Raw genomic sequence first — 17,615 nt, forward strand, 5'->3', positions numbered from 1 at the left:
CACAACTGCGAAAAGCGCCGCTCCGTTCCAGCCGAACCCGGACCACCGGGAATAGATTTACTTCCGACTTGAGTGCTAACATTCGGATCGGCTGGCCCGAGCGCCCGGCCGCCGACTTTGGCCAACCGAATCCGACATTTATTTCGTTGCATTTGGCACTTCTGCGCCGCTCACGCGTTGGAGAGTGTTCAACAAACACGGCGCAGCTGCAGCTAATGGAGCTCTGCGCCAACGTCGGCAAACTCGACAGCCAATGAGGCAAGCGCGACTGGTGGCGGCGAAAAATAGGGTGCCTGGCAAAAGGGGAAAGAGGCCATTGGCTGCGATGCTGGGATGGACGCTGCTGGCAAGCTTCGCGCTGACTACCGCGGCGGTTGCTCAGTCAACGTCAAGCTTTGCGATAAATCCGCCTGCCGCAGCTGCTCCGCCCGACGACGGCCAATGGGCGATGCCGGCAAAGAACTACGCCTCGACTCGCTACAGCGAACTTGCGGAGATCACCGAAGACAACGTCAAAAACCTGCAGGTGGCCTTCACCTTCTCGACCGGCGTCAACAAGGGTCAGGAGGCTGCGCCCCTGGTGGTCGGCAACACGATGTACATCGTGACACCGTTTCCCAACATTCTCTACGCGCTTGACCTTACCAAGCCCGGCGCGCCGATGAAGTGGAAGTTCGAGCCCAATCCCGAGCCTGCGGCGCAGGGCGTTGCCTGTTGCGACGTGGTCAACCGCGGTGCAGCCTTCTTCGAAGGGCGCATCTATTTCAACACGCTCGATGGCCACACGATCGCCGTCGATGCGGCCACCGGCAAACCGGTCTGGAACACCCACATCGGCAACATCAACATCGGCGAGACCATCACCATGGCGCCGCTGGTGGTGAAGGGCAAAGTGCTGGTCGGCAATTCCGGCGGCGAAATGGGCGTACGCGGCTGGATCAAGGCGCTCGACGCCGGCGACGGGCACGTCGTCTGGACGGCCTACAATACCGGACCGGACGCCGAGGTGCTGATCGGCCCCGATTTCAAGCCGCATTACGACATGGACAAGGGCAAGGATCTCGGCGTGACGTCGTGGCCGCCCGACGCCTGGAAGATCGGCGGCGGCAATGTGTGGGGCTGGATCTCCTATGACCCGGACCTAAACCTGATCTTCCATGGCACCGGAAATCCCGGTCCGTGGAATCCGGATCTGCGGCCCGGCGACAACAAATGGACCGCCGGCATCTTTGCCCGCGATCCCGACACCGGCGCAGCCAAATGGTTCTATCAATGGACCCCGCACGATTTGCACGACTACGACGGCATCAACGAACAGGTGCTGCTCGACATGACCTGGCAGGGCAAGCCCCGCAAGGTGCTGGTCCGACCGGAACGCAACGGCTATGTCTATCTGTTGGATCGCACCACAGGCGAGGTCCTGTCGGCAGTCCCCTTCGGGCCAGTCAATTCCAGCACGGGCGTCGACCTCAAGACCGGCCGGCTGATTGTAAATCCGGACAAGAAGACCGGCACCGGCAAGGTCGTGCGCGACATCTGCCCGACCGCATCGGGCCTCAAGGACTGGCAGCCTTCGGCATTCTCGCCCAAGACTGGTCTGCTCTACATCCCGCACAACAATCTCTGCATGGACGAAGAGGGCGTCGAGGTGAATTACATCGCCGGCACGCCCTATGTCGGCATGAACGTGCGCATGATCCCCGGGCCGGGCGGCAATCGCGGTGCTTTCACCGCCTGGGATGTCGCCGCCGCCAAGCCGGCGTGGAGCCTGAAGGAGAACTTTCCGGTGTGGAGCGGCGCCGTCGCCACCGCCGGCAACGTCGTGTTCTATGGCACTATGGAAGGCTGGTTCAAGGCGGTCAGCGCCAGGACCGGCGAACTGCTGTGGCAGTTCAAGACGTCGTCCGGCATCATCGGCCAGCCGATCACCTATCGCGGCCCGGACGGGCACCAATATGTCGCGATTCTTTCGGGCGTCGGCGGCTGGGCCGGCGCGATCGTATCCGGCGATCTCGATCCGCGCGACGCCACCGCCGCGCTCGGCTTCGTCAACGTCATGAAGGATCTGAAGGATGTAACCACGCCGGGAGGTGCGCTGTATGTGTTCCGGCTGCCTTGAGAAGATCGGCCGAGTTGCGCGCGCACGGAGAAAATCTTCCCGGCGGTTTGGCGCCGCGGTCGGCGCACTGGCGCTCTCGCTCGTCGCCGCCGTTGCCGATGCGCGCGAATTGAGGATCTGCGCCGATCCCAACAACATGCCGTTCTCCAATGCCGCCAGGCAGGGCTTTGAAAACAAGATCGCCGAACTCGTCGCGACGGAGCTTGGCGCAGCGGTTTCCTACACGTGGTGGGCACAGCGGCGCGGCTTCGTCCGCAACACGTTGAAAGCTGGCTTGTGCGATCTTGTGCCCGGCACGCCCGCCAATCTCGAGATGCTGCGCACGACCGCGCCCTACTACCGGTCTTCTTATGTGTTCGTGACACGCCAAGATGTGCCCGAAATCACGTCCTTCAACGATCCTCGCCTGCGAGATCTGCACATCGGCGTCCAGCTGATAGGCGACGATGGCGCCAACTCGCCCCCCGTCCAGGCGCTTGGCCGTCGTGGCATCGTCGGCCATCTCATCGGTTTCCCCGTCTATGGCGACTATTCGGCGCCGAACCCGCCAGCACGCATCATTGAGGCGGTCGCGAATGGCGACATCGATATGGCCGTCGTCTGGGGACCGTTGGCCGGCTACTTCGGTGCCAGGCAAGAAATACCGTTGCGGATTACGCCGGTTGCGCCGCGCATCGACGGTCCGCTGCTGCCGATGATCTACGACATCTCGATGGGTGTGCGCCACGACGACGATGCGCTGCGCAGCGAGGTAGACGCAGCGCTCGCCAAACACCGCGCCGAGATCGATGCAATCCTGGCGGAATATGGCGTGCCTCGCCTCGACGTCGCCGGGGCGGCAGTGCGATGAACCGCTGCCTTCCATGCTTGCTGTCGGCGATGCTCGTCCTTGCCGCTTGCCAGCGTGAGGAACGCGAAACGCGTCCACAGTCGGCGCTCGGCTCGGGCGATCAACCGGCAGCCGTGACGGCCCTCGAGCCGGGCGGCCAACGGCCGACCTCGTCCGACAACAAGGCCGGCGTGTTCGAGGCCAACGCCTTCCACCTCAGCGAGGGCAAGCGTCTGTTCAACTGGTTCAACTGTTCCGGCTGCCATGCCAATGGCGGCGGCGGCATGGGCCCGGCCCTCATGGACCAGAAGTGGCTCTATGGCAGCTCGATCGAAAGCATCCACGCCACGATCAGGGACGGCCGGCCCAACGGCATGCCGAGCTTCCGCGATACGATCCCGGATGACCAGATCTGGGAGCTTGCTGCCTTCGTCCGGGCACTGAGCGGCAACGCACCGTCCTCCGCCGCGCCGGGCCGCGACGACGACATGATGCCCCATCCATCCGAGAATCGCCTGCCGGACGCCGCGACGCTGGGGAAGTCGCCGTGAGCCGCGGTGTCTGGACGGTGTGCGGGTGCACGGCCTGCATCCTGCTCCTTGCAGGATGCAGCGGCTGGCAATCCGCGCTCGACCCAAAGGGCCCGGCCGCGGGCGAACTCGCATGGCTGATCTGGTTGTTCACCGCGCTGTGCACGGTGGTCTGGCTTCTGGTGATGGCCGTGCTGATCGTGCCATTGGCCCGGCGCGCGGCGCCGCTCGGCGACCCGCTTGTCCTCGACGCTGCGGCCGAGCGCAGCAAGATGCGAATTGTCGTCGCCGCACTCGCCGCTACCGCCCTGATCCTGGTCGGCCTGACGCTGCTGAGCTACTTCGCTAACCGGACGCTCGCCGCCATCGGCTCGGATGCGGCGCTGACGATCCGGGTGACCGGGCATCAATGGTGGTGGGAGGTGCGCTACGAAAACGACCAGCCGAACCGCATCCTGACGACCGCCAATGAAATCCACATCCCGGCGGGCGAGCCGGTGCGGCTTGTGGTGACCTCGACCGACGTTATCCATTCCTTCTGGGTGCCGAACCTCTCGGGCAAGTTGGACGTCATTCCAGGCCACGAGAACGTTCTCGATCTGAAGGCGGACAAGCCCGGCGTCTATCGCGGGCAATGCGCCGAGTTCTGTGGCGCGCAGCATGCCAATATGAGCACCTTCATCATCGCCGAACCTCGGCCCGTCTTCGATGCCTGGCTGAACGATCAGCTGCGGCCGGCGGCCGCCCCCGTGTCGGCCGAGGCCAAAACCGGCCACGACCTGTTCCTCAAACGGCCATGCGTGATGTGCCACAAGATCGGCGGCACCATCGCCGGCGGCACGGTCGCCCCAAACCTCACCCATATCGCAAGCCGGCAAACGCTCGCTGCCGGCACGCTGACAATGAGCCGCGGCAATCTCGCAGCCTGGATAGCCAATCCGCAGGGGATCAAGCCAGGCGCCCACATGCCCGTGGTGCGACTGGACGGGGACGAACTGAATGCGATCGTCGCCTATCTCGAGGGCCTGAAATGAGCAGCGCCGACGTGGCCCGTGAGCGTCGGCTCGCCGGCGAGCGAGCAGCGGCCGGCAAAGGAGACCTGGCCCCCGAGCGCGACGGTCCTCGCGATACCAGCCTCGACGACTCTAGCCTTGACCGCTGGCTGGCGCGGACATGGCAGACGGCGCCGGGCATCATCGGTGCGCTCTCGAGCGTCGACCACAAGATTGTCGCGCGGCGCTACCTGATCACCGCTTTCGCCTTCCTGTGCCTCGGTGGCCTCAGCGCCGTTGCCATGCGCATCCAACTGTCGGGGCCGGAGCGCGGGCTGATCGGGCCCGACCGCTACAACCAGCTGTTCACCATGCATGGCGTGACGATGATGTTCCTGTTTGCGGTGCCGATCGTCCAGGCGACCGGCATCTACCTCGTGCCGCTGATGGTCGGCACCCGCAACATCGCCTTTCCGCGCCTCAATGCATTCAGCTTCTGGATTTATCTCTCCGGTGGCCTCTTCGCCTGGGTGTCGTTTGCTCTCGACATGGCGCCCGACGTCGGCTGGTTCTCCTACGTGCCGCTGTCCGGTCCTGAATTCGGGCCAGGCAAGCGTTCCGACGTGTGGGCGCAGATGATCACCTATACCGAAGTGTCATCGTTGGCGGTCGCGGTTGCCACCATCGTCACCGTGCTGAAGCAGCGTGCGCCGGGCATGTCGCTGGACAAGATTCCGCTCTATGTCTGGGCGATGCTGGTCACCTCCTTCGTGATCGTGTTCGCCATGCCGGCGGTCATGATCACGTCGACGTTCCTGATTCTCGACCGGCTGGTCGGCACCCATATCTTCAATCCCGCCGAGGGCGGCGACGTATTGCTGTTCCAGCACCTGTTCTGGTTCTTCGGCCACCCCGAAGTCTACATCATATTCCTGCCGGCTACCGGCATGGTGTCCTCGATCATCGCCGCTTTCGCCCGGCGTCCGGTATTCGGCTATCTGGGCATGGTACTGGCCTTGATCGCAGTCGGCTTTCTGTCGTTCGGCCTGTGGGTTCACCACATGTTCGCAACCGGTCTGCCCAAGCTCGGCGCGAGCTTCTTCACCGCCTCGAGCATGCTGATCGCGATTCCGAACGGGTTGCAGATCTTCTGCTGGCTGGCGACATTGTGGGACGGACGCCCGATAATCAGAACGCCGCTGCTGTTCGTGTTCGGCTTCTTCTTCACGTTCGTCGCGGGCGGCCTGACTGGGGTGATGCTGGCGTCGGTGCCATTGGACCTGCAAGTGCACGACACCTATTTCGTGGTCGCCCATTTCCATTACGTGCTGATCGGCGGGTCGGTGTTCCCGCTGCTCGGCGCGACCTATTTCTGGTTCCCCAAGATCACCGGCCGGATGATGAGCGAACGTCTCGGACGCTGGCATTTCTGGCTTGCCTTCCTAGGCTTCAATGCGGCGTTCTTTCCGATGCACATTGTCGGCCTGTGGGGCATGCCGCGGCGGGTCTACACCTATCCGGTGGAACTCGGCTGGGGCAACATCAACCTGTTCATCACAGCCGGCGCGGTCATCCTGTTCCTAAGCTTCGTTCTGTTCACTATAAACCTGGTGTACAGCGCCTCGAGGGGCGCCCCGGCCGGGGACAATCCCTGGAATGCCGGCACGCTGGAATGGGCGACGAGCTCTCCACCGCCGAGCTATAATTTCGCTCGGATCCCGGTGGTTACCCACGCCGAGCCGCTCTGGGCCGAACGTGACACGCTGCCTGTCGCGACCGGGCTTCGCGTCGACGCGCGCGAACTTGTCATTTCGACCGTGGCAGAGGCGCATCCAGATGTGCGCGAGAAGTCGGCGACGCCGTCGATCTGGCCATTGTTCGCCGCGCTCGCCGTCGGCGCCACCTTTCTCTATTCGATCTTCAGCCCGTGGGCGGTGGTCTGGGGAGCCGGGCCGATCGCCATCACTTTGATCGGTTGGTTCTGGCCGAAAGGCGATCCGGAGGATGAGGAATGAAACAGCGTCCTGCCGCCGATCTTTCCAAACTCCCGACCTTCGGGATCGGACCGCGCAGCCCGACCTGGTGGGGCACTCTCGCCTTCATGGCGCTGGAGGGCACCGGCTTCGCGCTCGCCGCAGGCACCTATCTTTACCTCGCCTATCTGTCGCCCAAATGGCCATTGGGCGTGCCGCCGCCCAACCATTGGCCGGGCACCATCGTCACGCTGTTGCTGCTCGCCAGCGTGGTGCCCAATCACATACTGAACCGCTACACCGAAGCCTGTGCCATGGTGCCCGTGCGCATCGGCCTGATCGTCATGTCGCTGCTCGGTATCGCACCGCTTGTCGTGCGGTGGTTCGAATTTCCGGCCCTCAACATTTATTGGGATACCAATGCGTACGGCTCGATGCTGTGGGTCCTGCTCGGCCTTCACACAACGCACCTGATTACCGACGTCGGCGACACGCTGGTGCTGACGGTCCTGATGTTCACGCGCCATGGCTATAGCGGCCGGCGTTTCGGGGACGTTGGCGACAACGTCTTCTACTGGGATTTCGTGGTCGCGACCTGGATCCCGATCTATCTGTTGATCTACTGGATGCCGAGGCTTGACTGAGATGCGTGCGCTTCGCTTGGGCACATCATGGGGCGGGCTGTTGTCCGGGCCTTTGGCTTGGGCGGTGTCGACGCAGCTGAATTATGCGTTCGTGGAGTGGCAGTGCGCCCACGGTATTCCCGTCATACCGGTCATTGCGCTGGTGCTGACAGTGCTGGCGTTGCTCGGCGGCGGGCTTTCGTGGCGGGCGCGACAGCAAGGTGGCGCCGCCTTTAAACCGGATCGTACGCGCGGCACCGAGCATTTCGTCGCCAAGATCGGCATTCTCAGCGCGGTGCTGTTTGCGCTGGTAATCGTCATGCAAGGCGCGGCTTCGCTCATTGTTGACGGCTGCCTACGATGAGCTTCGACGCGCTCTTCTCGACCTCGATCTGCTACGGTGCCGGCGCCCCGCAGGCCGGCTGGACGCTGGCGTTGCCGATCACGCTGCCGCTAACCATGGTCGCACTGCTTTACGCGGCAGGCGCCTTTCGGCTGTGGCGGCGGAGTGCCCGCAGCCGCCCGTTGCGGTTGCGGCAAGCCCTGCTGTTTGCGACCGGCTGGGCCATTTTGGCGGCAGCACTGGTCAGTCCGCTCCATGCATTGGGTGAGCGCGTTTTCACCGCCCACATGATCGAGCACGAGCTGTTGATGGCGGTGGCGGCACCCCTGCTGGTCGCCTCCCGTCCGGCGGCGGCGATGATGTGGGCATTGCCGACCAAGCTGCGGCTGGCATTTGGCGCAGCCGGGCAGGCGAAGGTGCTTCGAACCGTTTGGGCCGCCGTCAGCCGCCCTCTAGCCGCGACCTTCCTGCACGGCGTCGCGATTTGGGCGTGGCACGTTCCGGCGCTGTTCGAGGCGGCGCTTGCACAGGGTGTCCTGCATTATGCGCAACATGCCAGCTTCTTTGGTACGGGGCTGCTGTTCTGGTGGGTGCTGCTGCCGCGTTCAGGCCGCGAACAAGCCTACGGCAGCGCAGTCATGCACCTCTTTTTCACCTCGCTGCACACCGGCCTGCTCGGGGTGCTGCTGCTGGTCTCGCCAAGGCTGTGGTACCCGGTAAACGCAGCCGGCGCGGAATTGTGGAGCCTTAGCCCGCTCGAGGACCAGCAGCTCGCCGGCTTGGTGATGTGGGTTCCGGCCGGCCTGATTTATGGCGGAGCCGCGTTGCTGCTGGCCGGTCTGTGGATTCGCTCAAGTGGACAGAGAAGATGGGAGGCGTCGCATGCGCTCCAGGCTGTCTAAGCTGGTCATTGGTACCGGGACGGCAATTGCCGTGCTGGCCGCAGCTTGGGCGGCGCTGACGTTGTGGCCGGAGCGCCTCGTCAGGGTCGCGCATAAGACGGACAATGCCCCTGGCAGCATCGGCGTGCGCGCAACATCGCGCTTCACTCCGTCCGGACCCATCCTCGGCGCCGCGGCAATTGTCGTGCTTGTTGCAGCCCTGGCCGGGATCGCGTTGTACTTTGAGCAAAGCCGTCGAGTGGAGCAGAAGGCCGACAATGCAACCGGCGGTGTTGGCGCCCGCGCCATACCAATCATCATGGCCAATGGCTGTGCCGGATGCCACACGATCACCGGCGTGCCCGGCGCGCAGGGACTGGTCGGTCCACGCCTCGACGCCAGCTTGGCCACCCGGGTCTATATCGGCGGCGTATTGTCCAACAACCCGCGAAACATGGTCCGTTGGATACGCGCCGCAAGAGAGATCAATCCGCACACGGCAATGCCTTCGACCAGAATTTCCGAGCAGGAGGCGCGGGATATCGCGGCCTATCTCTATTCGCTGAAATGAAAGTCATCGCTCATCCCGGCAGCTGCACGCGGCCTGTCTTCACCAGTCGATCGCAGGCCGAGTGATCATCAGCCAGAAAATCCCGAGTACCGCAGCGAAGGCGGGGAAGCCGAAGGCGAACCACAGCCAGAAGAGCCGATGATAGCGCGGCGGCAACGGCGCGCCTGCAGCGGCGGCTTGCGATGCCAGCTTGCGCATCTGCATTTGCATCCAGACGACCGGGAGCCAGAACATTCCGGTGAAGATATAGAGCGCGATCGAAAGTACGATCCAGCCCTCCGACAGCGAGTAGCCTGCCTGCCAGGCGAGCGCGGCTCCGGTCAAAGGCTGCGCGACCACGGCCGTCGCGGTGAAAAGGAAGTCGGCGACGACGACGATACGCGCCACGGCCGCAACCGTCGCGGCATTGCCGGTCCTGTGGGCGAGCAGCATGAAGAAAGCGATACCGGCGCCGGTACCAAGCAGCACGGATGCGCCGATGACATGCAGAAATTTCAGCAGGAAATAGAGCATCAACGCTCCTCCAGCACTGCCAAGGCCACAAAGTGCAGCACCAGGATCGGCAACACCTTGAGGAACGGCCCAAGCGGGTCGTTCCACAGATCGGGGCTCAGGAAGCTTCCGACGACAAGGTAGAAGAGCGAGAGCGCGATGCCGCCATAGAGGCCTTTTCGCGTCGCTGGCCGCCAGGCTAGGAGCGCGCCGACGGCGATGTCGGCAAGAGCACCGGCTATCACGGTCGGCGCCGACAAGATGCCAGCCCCCGTGCTTTGCATCAGCTCGATGCCACCGTTATAGCCGGTGGTCAGCGACACAATACCCGTCACGATCCAGAAGAAGGGCAGGACGACGAAGATCGCAGGCTTGATGAAATACAGCCGGGCAAACCATTTTTCCTGCACCGTTGCCGGATTGAGCGCGAGGAAGCCCGCCAGGGTTTGCGGGCGTATGCCGGTCGCGGCGGTCCAGTCCGAGGGATCTCCAACCGCTCCTCGGGCGATCTCTCTGGCCGCGTTGGTGCGCATCGGTGGACGCCAGCCGAACATCGCGGCAAGGTCGCCGAGGCGGTAGAGAAGCCTTGCAACAGCCGCCGGCAAGACAAACCTGGCTGCAGGAGCCCAGCCGAGCCATCGGCGATAGCTGCCGACGACCTCGTCCATGCTCAGCTGTTCGGGACCGACAAGTTCCAACACGACGCGAGACGGACTGTCGGGATCGAGAAGGAAGACGACTGTTGAGACCACATCGTCGAGTAGTACCACCTGGAGCCGGCCGGTGCCGGGCATGGACGGTAGCACCGGCAGCGAGGCGAGACCCCTAAACAATGCGCTGGCCCCAAACACCGGCCGGCCGAGCACCACGGACGGGCGCAGGATCACCCAATCCAGATCAAGCGCCATAAGCGCTTGGTCGCCGGCCAGTTTCGTCGCCGAGAATGCCGAAGGCTGCGCCCGATCGACGCCTATCGCCGAGAAGTGGATTACCCGGGCAACCCCTGCCCGCGCACAGGCGAGGAAGAGTGCTGCCGCCGCATCGCGATGGACTTCGCGCGTCTTTTCGCGAGGGCTGTCCTGCAGGACGCCGGCACAATTCACGACGGCGTCGACACCCCTGAGATGCGGTAGCCAGTCTTCGGGCTGCAGCGCCGCCGCCATGTCCAGCACCAGCAATTGATAATTGCCGGCCCGGTTTGCGCCGGGGCTGCGGACCAATCCGATCACCTCATGCCTTTCGGAAAGAAGGCGTGCCACGACGGAGGCACCGATCAGGCCGGTGGCGCCGGTAACCAGGACTTTCACTGGACCCCATTCTCCGACGGCGGGAAAGTATCGTTCATTCCGGTTTATCGCCCTCGATACTCCCCTTCATACCGGAAAGTTCTTCCGTCGTGCATAACAACCGCGGCCGCGCCGGGTCGGAGATGTCGAGCTTGTCCCAGGGAATGCGGTACACGCTGTCGCGACTGCGCAATCGAAAGACGTCGAGGACCGCAATGCCGATAGCCGAAGCGGACAGACGCTCGAAGGCCGCGTAGATGCCGACATGGTACTCGGTAACCACCAGGTCGTCGCCATCCGGTTCGGCGCGTATCTCCTCGATACGGCCGATGCTTTTGCCGTGCGAAAGCACATTCCTGCCAGCCAATTGCTCAAGATTGACGGTGGCCATCATCCAGCTCCCGGAATACGCCCAATGACATGATCGCGCAGCCAGTCCTGCCAGTCGAAAATCGCCGTTTCGCGGACGTCGATATCGAACTCGATGTCGACGCCGATGTCGCGCACCTTGTTCCAGGCGATGCGGTGCGGCTCGGCATGGCGCTTGCCGCCGAGCCTTGCCGCAACCCGCGCCATCCAGCGCCCGGGTCGCTCGCCAAGCCGACGCCCCAGCGTGATCGAGCCGAGCTCGACCGCAACGATTTTAGGCGGCTCGCCTGGCCTGAGCTCGGCCACCAGCCCGTCGACCTTGCCGATCTTGACCTGCTCGCGGTCGACTACTTGCTTGTCCAGGATGTCGCGCAGCAACTTCATCACGTGCCTCCGAATATCTGCAAAGGAATGGTCACGATCGCGAGCACGAAACCGAGCGCGATGATGAAGATGACCGCGGCATTCGCTATCATGCCATTGCGGTGCTCGCCGACATAACGCTCGTCATTCAGCAGGAAGAGGAACGGCACCACGGTCAGCGGCAGGCTGGCGGCCGTCAGCGCCATGGAAAAGATGGTGAGCTTCAGCGGATCGAGGCCCAGTGCGATCGGAATGGCGGCGAGAACCAACAAGATCGTATAGACGGTGCTGAAACCCGGGTCGTCGCGCGGTTTCAGGTTCTCGCCCCAAGTCCAGCCGAAACCCTGCGCCACAAGGTAGGCTTGCTGCAGGCCGATTTCGAGCGCGGCACCGAAGCAGGCAATGCCTAGTGAAGCAACGAACAGGACAAATCCCCAGAAACCGAAGATCGGAATCAGCATCAGTGGCAGTTGGTGGTAGTCATCGACCTGCTCTATGCCGTGCGCGGCCAGCACGAGCGCCGCCACAATCAGCACACCGATAGCGATTGTGCCGCCAAAACTCATGCCCAGGCCGGCAATGGCCCGATTGGCTCCGAGATAGCTCTTGTCCCACTCGTCCTCGATCGCTCCCGACGAATAGAACATGAACAGATAGGGCGAGATCGACGCACCAAGAATGCTGACCGCCATGAACCAGTAGTTGGCCGCGTCGTGATCCGGCAGTGTGGGCACGGCCCCGGCCGCGACCTGCTCCCAATCGGGCTTCAGCATGACTGCGCCAACCACGAAGCACAGCGTGACCAGCCCGAGGATCGCGACGCCTTTTTCGATGAATCCGAACGTGCCTTTCCAAAGGAACAGCCATGCCAGAAAAGCGACCGGCAGCGCCCACCACTGAAAGCCGATGCCGGTGGCGAGCTCGAGCGCAATGGCAACACCGCCGATTTCGGCTGCCATGACCAGGAAGTTGACCAGCAAGGTCGCAAGCAACGGCCACAGAAAGGCGTTGAAGCCAAACCGTTCCCGGATCCCGTCGGCGATGGTGTGATGGCTAACTGCGGCGAAGCGTCCGGCCATTTCGACCAGGAAGATGATGCAGAACGTGCCCAGGACGACGGCCCATATCAGCTGAAACCTGAACGCCGCGCCGGCCTGAGCGGCGGTCGCCACTGATCCGACCTCAAGAAAGCCGCCAACGCTGGTGACGACGCCGAGCGATATTTCGAGCAGCTTCTTCATGATTTCGGCGCGAAATATTTCGCGTAGGACGTGCTCAGATCGGCGGCGGCGGCCCGCAGATCCTGCTGCGCGTGTTCCACTTCCGAGCGGTTGCCGTTCTGCACGGCCGTCGCCGCGCGAATTACCGCTGCCGAAAGCCGTCCAACCGCCATCGTCAGACCGGCTTGCCCGCTGGGCTCAGGCGACTTGGCGGACTGGATTTGCGCACCGGCATCGGCGAGCGCCTTGCCGGCCGATTGCAAAGTGCGCGACGTGTATTCCGACGGGGCTCCCCCAGCGATCCAGCTCTCCAGGACCAGCGATGCAGTCTGTGTGGCGGAAGCCGCGGTTTTCGACTGCTGCTCGACCTGGTCGGAAGGCGAGCATGCCGTCAATACAAATATTATCAGCAGCAAGCACGGGCGGTCTGGTCGAAGACCGACGGCTGTAACGGCATTTACAATACGTGCTTGTAGCGTTGCTGCCACACGATTGTTCTCCCCGCACCAAGCGACTTCGGCGCGAAGTTTGATCTAGAGCGCTGGGTGATCAGGTCAACTGAACCGCGATGAACGGCGCTGGCACCGCGGAACAAACCAGCGATCGCCGGATTAGGGGCTGAGGAGGCAAAGGCCATGGATAGGGAAGAGCGTATCAGGCAGCGAGCCCATGAGATCTGGGAGCGCGAAGGCCGTCCGCAAGGACGCGAGCGCGAGCACTGGGATCAGGCCGTGCAGGAGATCGAAGCTGAGGGTTCCGAGGCCGAACGCGGCCCGGTCGTGCCCGATCCAACGGTCGAGGCCGGCTCCGATCCGGAGGCACGCGGCAGCAAGCGGCGGCGAGGGACATGAGGCCGATGCCTCGTTTCGTCGCCTGGATCGTGGTCGTACTGGTCGTGCTGTTCGCCGCCTGGCTGATGATCGGGCGCGACAGAACCGGCGGCGGAGGTCAGCCCACGCCGCACGCAATTGATCAAAATGGATAGGAGCCGACATGACGGGAACCGATACTCATCCTGAACAAGACCCGGCGGAAGGATCGCGATCGGTAGTGGAAAATCAGCTCCGCAAGGAGCAAGGCGGCGAGGGTCAAGATCGCAAAGCCGAGCCAGCTTCCGACAAATCCGGCAGCAAGACCAAGACGCCTTCGGAAGCGCGCAAGAAAGGCTCAGGCTTGGATTGAGCCGGCCGAAAGCAGGCTCACACTGCCGTTTGCCGCGAAATAATAGGGATAGCGCTCCTGGACGATTTCGAGCACCTCGAAGATGCGGCGAAGATGCGTTCGCATCGCCTCTTCCGCCGCAAACGCGTCGGCCTGCTCAAGCGCATCGACAATCCGCCGATGCTGGCCGAGGACCACCGACATGCTGTCGAGGCGCGGAAAAGACAGGAAGCGGAAGCGGTCCATGTGCAGCTTCGCCGCGCTGATGTCGGCCCAGATTCCGGGAAACCCGGCATGACTGGCGATATGCTGGTGGAACAGCTCGTCCGACTTGAAGAAGCGCCTGTCGTCCGCGATGGAGGCGAACGTCTCCTGGACGGCCAGTTCGCCTTTTAGCACGGCAAGCAGGTCAGCACGGCGCGGGCTCTCGACCGCGCGCTTGATCAGGCCGACTTCGAGCGCTTCGCGCAGGAACTGCGATTTCTCGAGATCGGCAATCCGGAGCGGCGCCACCATGCTGCCGCGCTGCGGATAAATGTCGATCAAGCCAAGACCGGCCAGCCGGGCGAGCGCCTCCCTGACCGGCGTGCGGCTCACGCCGAGGGCTTCCGACATCGCCTTTTCAGAAATCAGCTCGTGCGGCTTCAGGCGGAAGGTCAGGATCTGGTCGAGCAGAACCTCGAACGTCCTCGCCGCGACCGATACGCCGGGGCCGGTTTCGCCCAACCGCCCCTCGGTGATGGTCCGCATTCCCAAAAGCCCTGCCATCGGCGACCCCTTATTGGCTCTGCAGCTTCAAGCCGTTCATGAAATGCCTGCGCAAGCAGCAGCGCCGACGTTATTCCTTGCGCGGAGAACCGCCGATGCGCGCCAGCAGGCCGCCATCGACGCGTACGACCTCGCCGGTGACGAAGGAGGCATCGTCGGACAGCAGGAAGGCGACGACTGCGGCAATCTCTTGCGGCCGGGCGGTACGGCCGAGCGGATGCATATTGTCGAGGATGCGCAGGATCTCGTCGGGCTTATCGTTGAGTTTCACCGCATCCCGCAGCATCGGCGTGTCGACCGCACCCGGAGCGACGGCATTGACGCGCACGCCGAGCGGCGCATAGTCGACGGCCATCGATTTGACCAGGCCGATCAGGCCGTGCTTGGCCGTGCTGTAGGCCAGAACCCCTTCCTGGCTGGCCAGACCCTGCACCGAGCTCATATGGACGATGGCGCCGCGGCTTTGCCGCAGCAGCGGCATCGCCGCGCGGGAGAGCAGGTAGGCAGCCTTGAGGTTGACGTTCATCACCTCGTCCCAAAGCGCCTCGTCCGTGGTCTCCACCGTTCCGTAACGCTGGATGCCGGCATTGTGGGAGAGCATGTCGAGCCCGCCGAACGCGGACCGGGCAAGCTCGACGGCGCGGCCACAGGCCTCAGTGTCGGCGGTCGAGCCAAGCACGGTGTGCACGGTCACGCCGCGCGCCGAAAGCTGCGCCGCTACCTCATCCAACTGATCGCCCGCCCGGTCGAACAGGATCAGGTCGACGCCTTGCTCGGCCAGTCTTTCGGCGACAGCACGGCCAATGCCCATGGCCGCCCCGGTGACCAGTGCGCGTTTTTTGAACTCAGCCATTTATCCTCCCTCGAACAGTTGCGCAGCGACTGCCATGGTAGTCGACGGGCGCCACTTGACGTGCTCTTTCCACCGAGCCGGCCCAAGCGTGTTCGGCATCATGTCGATCCTTGCATGAAAGCCAGCGTTTCCGCGCGCGTCGGTGCGCCAAGACGTCCGCCAAAGCGCAGGCATTTCAGGGCGGCGGCGGCGCTGGCCACTGCTATCGCCCGCTCTTCGTCCCAACCTTCGGCCAGGCCGAGAGCGAAGGTGCCGTGGAACACGTCGCCTGCCGCCAGAGTGTCGACGGCTTCGACCCGCGGCGACGGCAGATGACGGACGTCATTGCTGCCCGAGTAGCGGAACACGGTGCCGTTCGCCCCATCGGTGACCGCCACGAAGGCGCCGGTCCGTTCGCCGAGAATGGCGACGGCAGAACCGGCGGATATCTCCGGACCGCAAAAGATGCGTGCCGCCGGCAGCGAAGCAACGACATGCGAGGCGAGCGGCAGCAGCCGGTCGAGCACCGGTCGCGACGCGACATCGGCGTCAAGGATCGCCGGGATGCCGCACTCGCGAGCCTTCGCCAGCGCCAGGGCCGCGGCTCCGGGCCAGCGGACATCAACCAGCACGGCGTCGAAGCGGGAAAAATCCGCGGGCGGAAGACGGTCAGGATCGGCTTGCGTGACTGCATCGTAGAAGGGCACAATCATACGCTCGCCGGCGGCATCGACCAGGATGGTGGCAATGGCCGAGCGGCCACCTTCAACCCTGCGCACCAGCGAACAGTCGACCCGCTCCGCCTCCATCTGGCCGATGACATCGCGGCCGACAGCATCGTCGCCGACGCTTGCCCATAGCCAGACCTGCCCGCCCTGGCGGCTGGCCGACGCGGCCGCGCTTGCTGCCATGCCGGCCGCGATCTGCACGGCCTCGCTTGGCAGGAACTTGCCGGCGCCGGAGGGCAGGACATCGAGGCGCAAGATCGTGTCGTAGGTGAGCGCGCCGACGCAGAGCAGGCGGGGCGCCGTCATTGCAGCCGGTAGCCGCGCTGATGGGCAATCGCCGTCATCACGCCTCTCAATTCGGCAAGGCCGCGAAGACGGCCGATCACGGGGTAGCCGGGATGGGTGTGCCGCGCGGCGTCATCGATCAGCTCGTGGCCATGATCCGGGCGAAAGGGCAGCAGCGCCGCCGGTTCCCCGGCGTCGCGGCGGCGTTGCTGCTCGTCGAGCAAGATCGAAACCACCGACACCATGTCCACATCGCCGCTCAGATGCTCGGATTCCATGAACGAGCCGTCCGGGTCCTTGCTGACGTTGCGCAGATGCACGAAGTTGATCTTGTGCGCAAAGCGGCTGGCGATGGCGGGCACGTCATTGGCCGGGTTGGCGCCCAGCGACCCCGTGCACAAGGTAAGGCCGCTATGGGCCGATGGCACTGCGTCCAGGATAAAGGCGATGTCGTCCGCGTTCTTGACGATCCGGCACAGGCCGACGAGATCGCGCGGCGGATCGTCCGGGTGGATCGCCAACGTGACGCCCGCCTCTTCGGCCGCCGGCAGCACGTTTTCGAGAAAACGGACGACGTTCTCGCGCAGCCGGTCGTGCGACAGGCCCGATTGCTCGGCCACCACTTCGCGCAATTCCGCTATGTTATAGCGCTTGAAGGCGCCCGGCAGGCCGGCCATGATGTTGGCAAGCAGACGCTCTTTTGACGCATCCGGCGTCGCCTCGAACCATTCGCTTGCCCGCTGGAGAACATCGGACGCATAGTCGCGCTCAGATCCCTTGCGCTGCAGCATGTAGCAATCGAACGCGGCAAGCTCGTGCATGTTCATGCGGAGCGCCCGTCCGCCGCCCGGCAGCGGCGCAGCCAGGTCGGTCCGGGTCCAGTCGAGGATCAGCATGAAGTTATAGCAGACCGTGCGCACACCGCAGGCGCCGAGATTGCGTAAGGTCTGCCCGAAATTGTCGTAGAGCCGGTCGAGATCGCCGCGGCCGAGCTTGATGTCCTCGTGCACGGGCACACTCTCGACGACGCTCCATTTGAGGCCCATCGCCGGATCCGCCTCGATAAGCGCCTGGCGCTGCCTGATAGCGTGGATCGGCCAGACTTCGCCGTAAGGGATGTCGTGCAGTGCCGTCACGATACCGGTCGCGCCGGCCTGCCTGGCATGGGCAAGCGTTGCTGCGTCGCTCGGCCCAAACCATCGCCACGTCTGCTCCATTCGACCTCCAGCGACGGAATTTTCGATGAGCCC

Annotated in this window: 22 protein-coding genes; 12 read left to right on the top strand and 10 right to left on the bottom strand. The window is 63.9% G+C overall.

Annotation, left to right across the window (positions count from 1 at the left end; translation table 11 throughout):
• Positions 1 to 325: 325 nt before the first annotated feature.
• Genes NKI16_RS12720 through NKI16_RS12760 form a run of 9 tightly spaced genes read left to right on the top strand, consistent with a single transcriptional unit; the run spans position 326 to position 8,861 of the window.
• A complete protein-coding gene (locus tag NKI16_RS12720) occupies positions 326 to 2,119 on the top strand; it encodes a methanol/ethanol family PQQ-dependent dehydrogenase (RefSeq protein ID WP_352839768.1) in 1,794 nt (597 codons plus the stop codon).
• A complete protein-coding gene (locus NKI16_RS12725) occupies positions 2,100 to 2,969 on the top strand; it encodes a substrate-binding domain-containing protein (protein ID WP_352697996.1) in 870 nt (289 codons plus the stop codon). Before NKI16_RS12720 ends, NKI16_RS12725 begins: the two co-directional genes overlap by 20 nt.
• Complete coding sequence (locus NKI16_RS12730; RefSeq protein WP_023676152.1) at positions 2,966 to 3,499, top strand: c-type cytochrome; 534 nt, start codon at positions 2,966 to 2,968, stop codon at positions 3,497 to 3,499. The genes NKI16_RS12725 and NKI16_RS12730 overlap by 4 nt, the downstream gene beginning before the upstream one ends.
• On the top strand, positions 3,496 to 4,512 hold the full coding sequence (gene coxB, locus NKI16_RS12735) for a cytochrome c oxidase subunit II (protein WP_352907140.1): 1,017 nt from the start codon (positions 3,496 to 3,498) through the stop codon (positions 4,510 to 4,512). The genes NKI16_RS12730 and coxB overlap by 4 nt, the downstream gene beginning before the upstream one ends.
• A complete protein-coding gene (gene ctaD, locus NKI16_RS12740; RefSeq protein ID WP_352907139.1) occupies positions 4,509 to 6,485 on the top strand; it encodes a cytochrome c oxidase subunit I in 1,977 nt (658 codons plus the stop codon). The genes coxB and ctaD overlap by 4 nt, the downstream gene beginning before the upstream one ends.
• Positions 6,482 to 7,087: a cytochrome c oxidase subunit 3 gene (locus NKI16_RS12745; RefSeq protein WP_352691134.1), complete on the top strand. Its 606-nt coding sequence runs from the start codon at positions 6,482 to 6,484 to the stop codon at positions 7,085 to 7,087. The genes ctaD and NKI16_RS12745 overlap by 4 nt, the downstream gene beginning before the upstream one ends.
• A gap of 1 nt (position 7,088) precedes the next feature.
• Positions 7,089 to 7,430, top strand: a complete 342-nt coding sequence (locus NKI16_RS12750) for a hypothetical protein (protein ID WP_352569438.1) — start codon at positions 7,089 to 7,091, stop codon at positions 7,428 to 7,430.
• Entirely contained in the window at positions 7,427 to 8,311 is an 885-nt protein-coding gene (locus tag NKI16_RS12755; protein ID WP_023676157.1) for a cytochrome c oxidase assembly protein, read from the top strand. The genes NKI16_RS12750 and NKI16_RS12755 overlap by 4 nt, the downstream gene beginning before the upstream one ends.
• Positions 8,292 to 8,861, top strand: a complete 570-nt coding sequence (locus NKI16_RS12760; RefSeq protein WP_352691133.1) for a c-type cytochrome — start codon at positions 8,292 to 8,294, stop codon at positions 8,859 to 8,861. The genes NKI16_RS12755 and NKI16_RS12760 overlap by 20 nt, the downstream gene beginning before the upstream one ends.
• Before the next feature lie 39 nt (positions 8,862 to 8,900).
• Here the strand turns inward: NKI16_RS12760 and NKI16_RS12765 are convergent, their stop codons facing one another.
• The 6 genes from NKI16_RS12765 to NKI16_RS12790 are packed head-to-tail and all read right to left on the bottom strand — an operon-like array spanning position 8,901 to position 13,007.
• Positions 8,901 to 9,374: a DUF2269 family protein gene (locus NKI16_RS12765; protein ID WP_023676159.1), complete on the bottom strand. Its 474-nt coding sequence runs from the start codon at positions 9,372 to 9,374 to the stop codon at positions 8,901 to 8,903.
• Positions 9,374 to 10,660 carry an SDR family oxidoreductase gene (locus tag NKI16_RS12770; protein ID WP_352691132.1) on the bottom strand — a complete coding sequence of 429 codons (1,287 nt, stop codon included), beginning with the start codon at positions 10,658 to 10,660 and terminating at the stop codon, positions 9,374 to 9,376. Before NKI16_RS12770 ends, NKI16_RS12765 begins: the two co-directional genes overlap by 1 nt.
• Before the next feature lie 34 nt (positions 10,661 to 10,694).
• Positions 10,695 to 11,030 (bottom strand): hypothetical protein, encoded by a 336-nt coding sequence (locus tag NKI16_RS12775; RefSeq protein ID WP_023676161.1) that lies wholly within the window; start codon positions 11,028 to 11,030, stop codon positions 10,695 to 10,697.
• Positions 11,030 to 11,392: a hypothetical protein gene (locus tag NKI16_RS12780; protein WP_023676162.1), complete on the bottom strand. Its 363-nt coding sequence runs from the start codon at positions 11,390 to 11,392 to the stop codon at positions 11,030 to 11,032. Before NKI16_RS12780 ends, NKI16_RS12775 begins: the two co-directional genes overlap by 1 nt.
• A complete protein-coding gene (locus NKI16_RS12785; protein WP_023676163.1) occupies positions 11,392 to 12,612 on the bottom strand; it encodes an NRAMP family divalent metal transporter in 1,221 nt (406 codons plus the stop codon). Before NKI16_RS12785 ends, NKI16_RS12780 begins: the two co-directional genes overlap by 1 nt.
• A complete protein-coding gene (locus tag NKI16_RS12790) occupies positions 12,609 to 13,007 on the bottom strand; it encodes a hypothetical protein (RefSeq protein WP_245274675.1) in 399 nt (132 codons plus the stop codon). The genes NKI16_RS12785 and NKI16_RS12790 overlap by 4 nt, the downstream gene beginning before the upstream one ends.
• Before the next feature lie 219 nt (positions 13,008 to 13,226).
• On the opposite strand from NKI16_RS12790, the gene NKI16_RS12795 reads away from it, so the two are divergent.
• Genes NKI16_RS12795 through NKI16_RS12805 form a run of 3 tightly spaced genes read left to right on the top strand, consistent with a single transcriptional unit; the run spans position 13,227 to position 13,773 of the window.
• Complete coding sequence (locus tag NKI16_RS12795; RefSeq protein WP_023676165.1) at positions 13,227 to 13,442, top strand: DUF2934 domain-containing protein; 216 nt, start codon at positions 13,227 to 13,229, stop codon at positions 13,440 to 13,442.
• 5 nt (positions 13,443 to 13,447) lie between these two features.
• Positions 13,448 to 13,576 (top strand): hypothetical protein, encoded by a 129-nt coding sequence (locus NKI16_RS12800; protein ID WP_280952094.1) that lies wholly within the window; start codon positions 13,448 to 13,450, stop codon positions 13,574 to 13,576.
• An 8-nt stretch (positions 13,577 to 13,584) separates the two neighbouring features.
• Positions 13,585 to 13,773, top strand: coding sequence for a hypothetical protein (locus tag NKI16_RS12805; protein ID WP_156937321.1), 189 nt, complete (start codon positions 13,585 to 13,587; stop codon positions 13,771 to 13,773).
• Here the strand turns inward: NKI16_RS12805 and NKI16_RS12810 are convergent.
• The 4 genes from NKI16_RS12810 to uxuA form a co-directional block, all read right to left on the bottom strand.
• Positions 13,759 to 14,520, bottom strand: coding sequence for a GntR family transcriptional regulator (locus tag NKI16_RS12810; RefSeq protein WP_352569222.1), 762 nt, complete (start codon positions 14,518 to 14,520; stop codon positions 13,759 to 13,761). The genes NKI16_RS12805 and NKI16_RS12810 overlap by 15 nt on opposite strands.
• Positions 14,521 to 14,590: 70 nt before the next feature.
• Positions 14,591 to 15,373, bottom strand: coding sequence for an SDR family NAD(P)-dependent oxidoreductase (locus tag NKI16_RS12815; RefSeq protein ID WP_023676169.1), 783 nt, complete (start codon positions 15,371 to 15,373; stop codon positions 14,591 to 14,593).
• A gap of 98 nt (positions 15,374 to 15,471) precedes the next feature.
• Positions 15,472 to 16,386, bottom strand: coding sequence for a PfkB family carbohydrate kinase (locus tag NKI16_RS12820; protein ID WP_352922870.1), 915 nt, complete (start codon positions 16,384 to 16,386; stop codon positions 15,472 to 15,474).
• On the bottom strand, positions 16,383 to 17,582 hold the full coding sequence (uxuA, locus tag NKI16_RS12825) for a mannonate dehydratase (RefSeq protein ID WP_352457403.1): 1,200 nt from the start codon (positions 17,580 to 17,582) through the stop codon (positions 16,383 to 16,385). Before uxuA ends, NKI16_RS12820 begins: the two co-directional genes overlap by 4 nt.
• Positions 17,583 to 17,615 lie beyond the last annotated feature (33 nt).

It is taken from the genome of Mesorhizobium sp. M0698 (assembly GCF_040320455.1).
Lineage (GTDB): Bacteria > Pseudomonadota > Alphaproteobacteria > Rhizobiales > Rhizobiaceae > Mesorhizobium.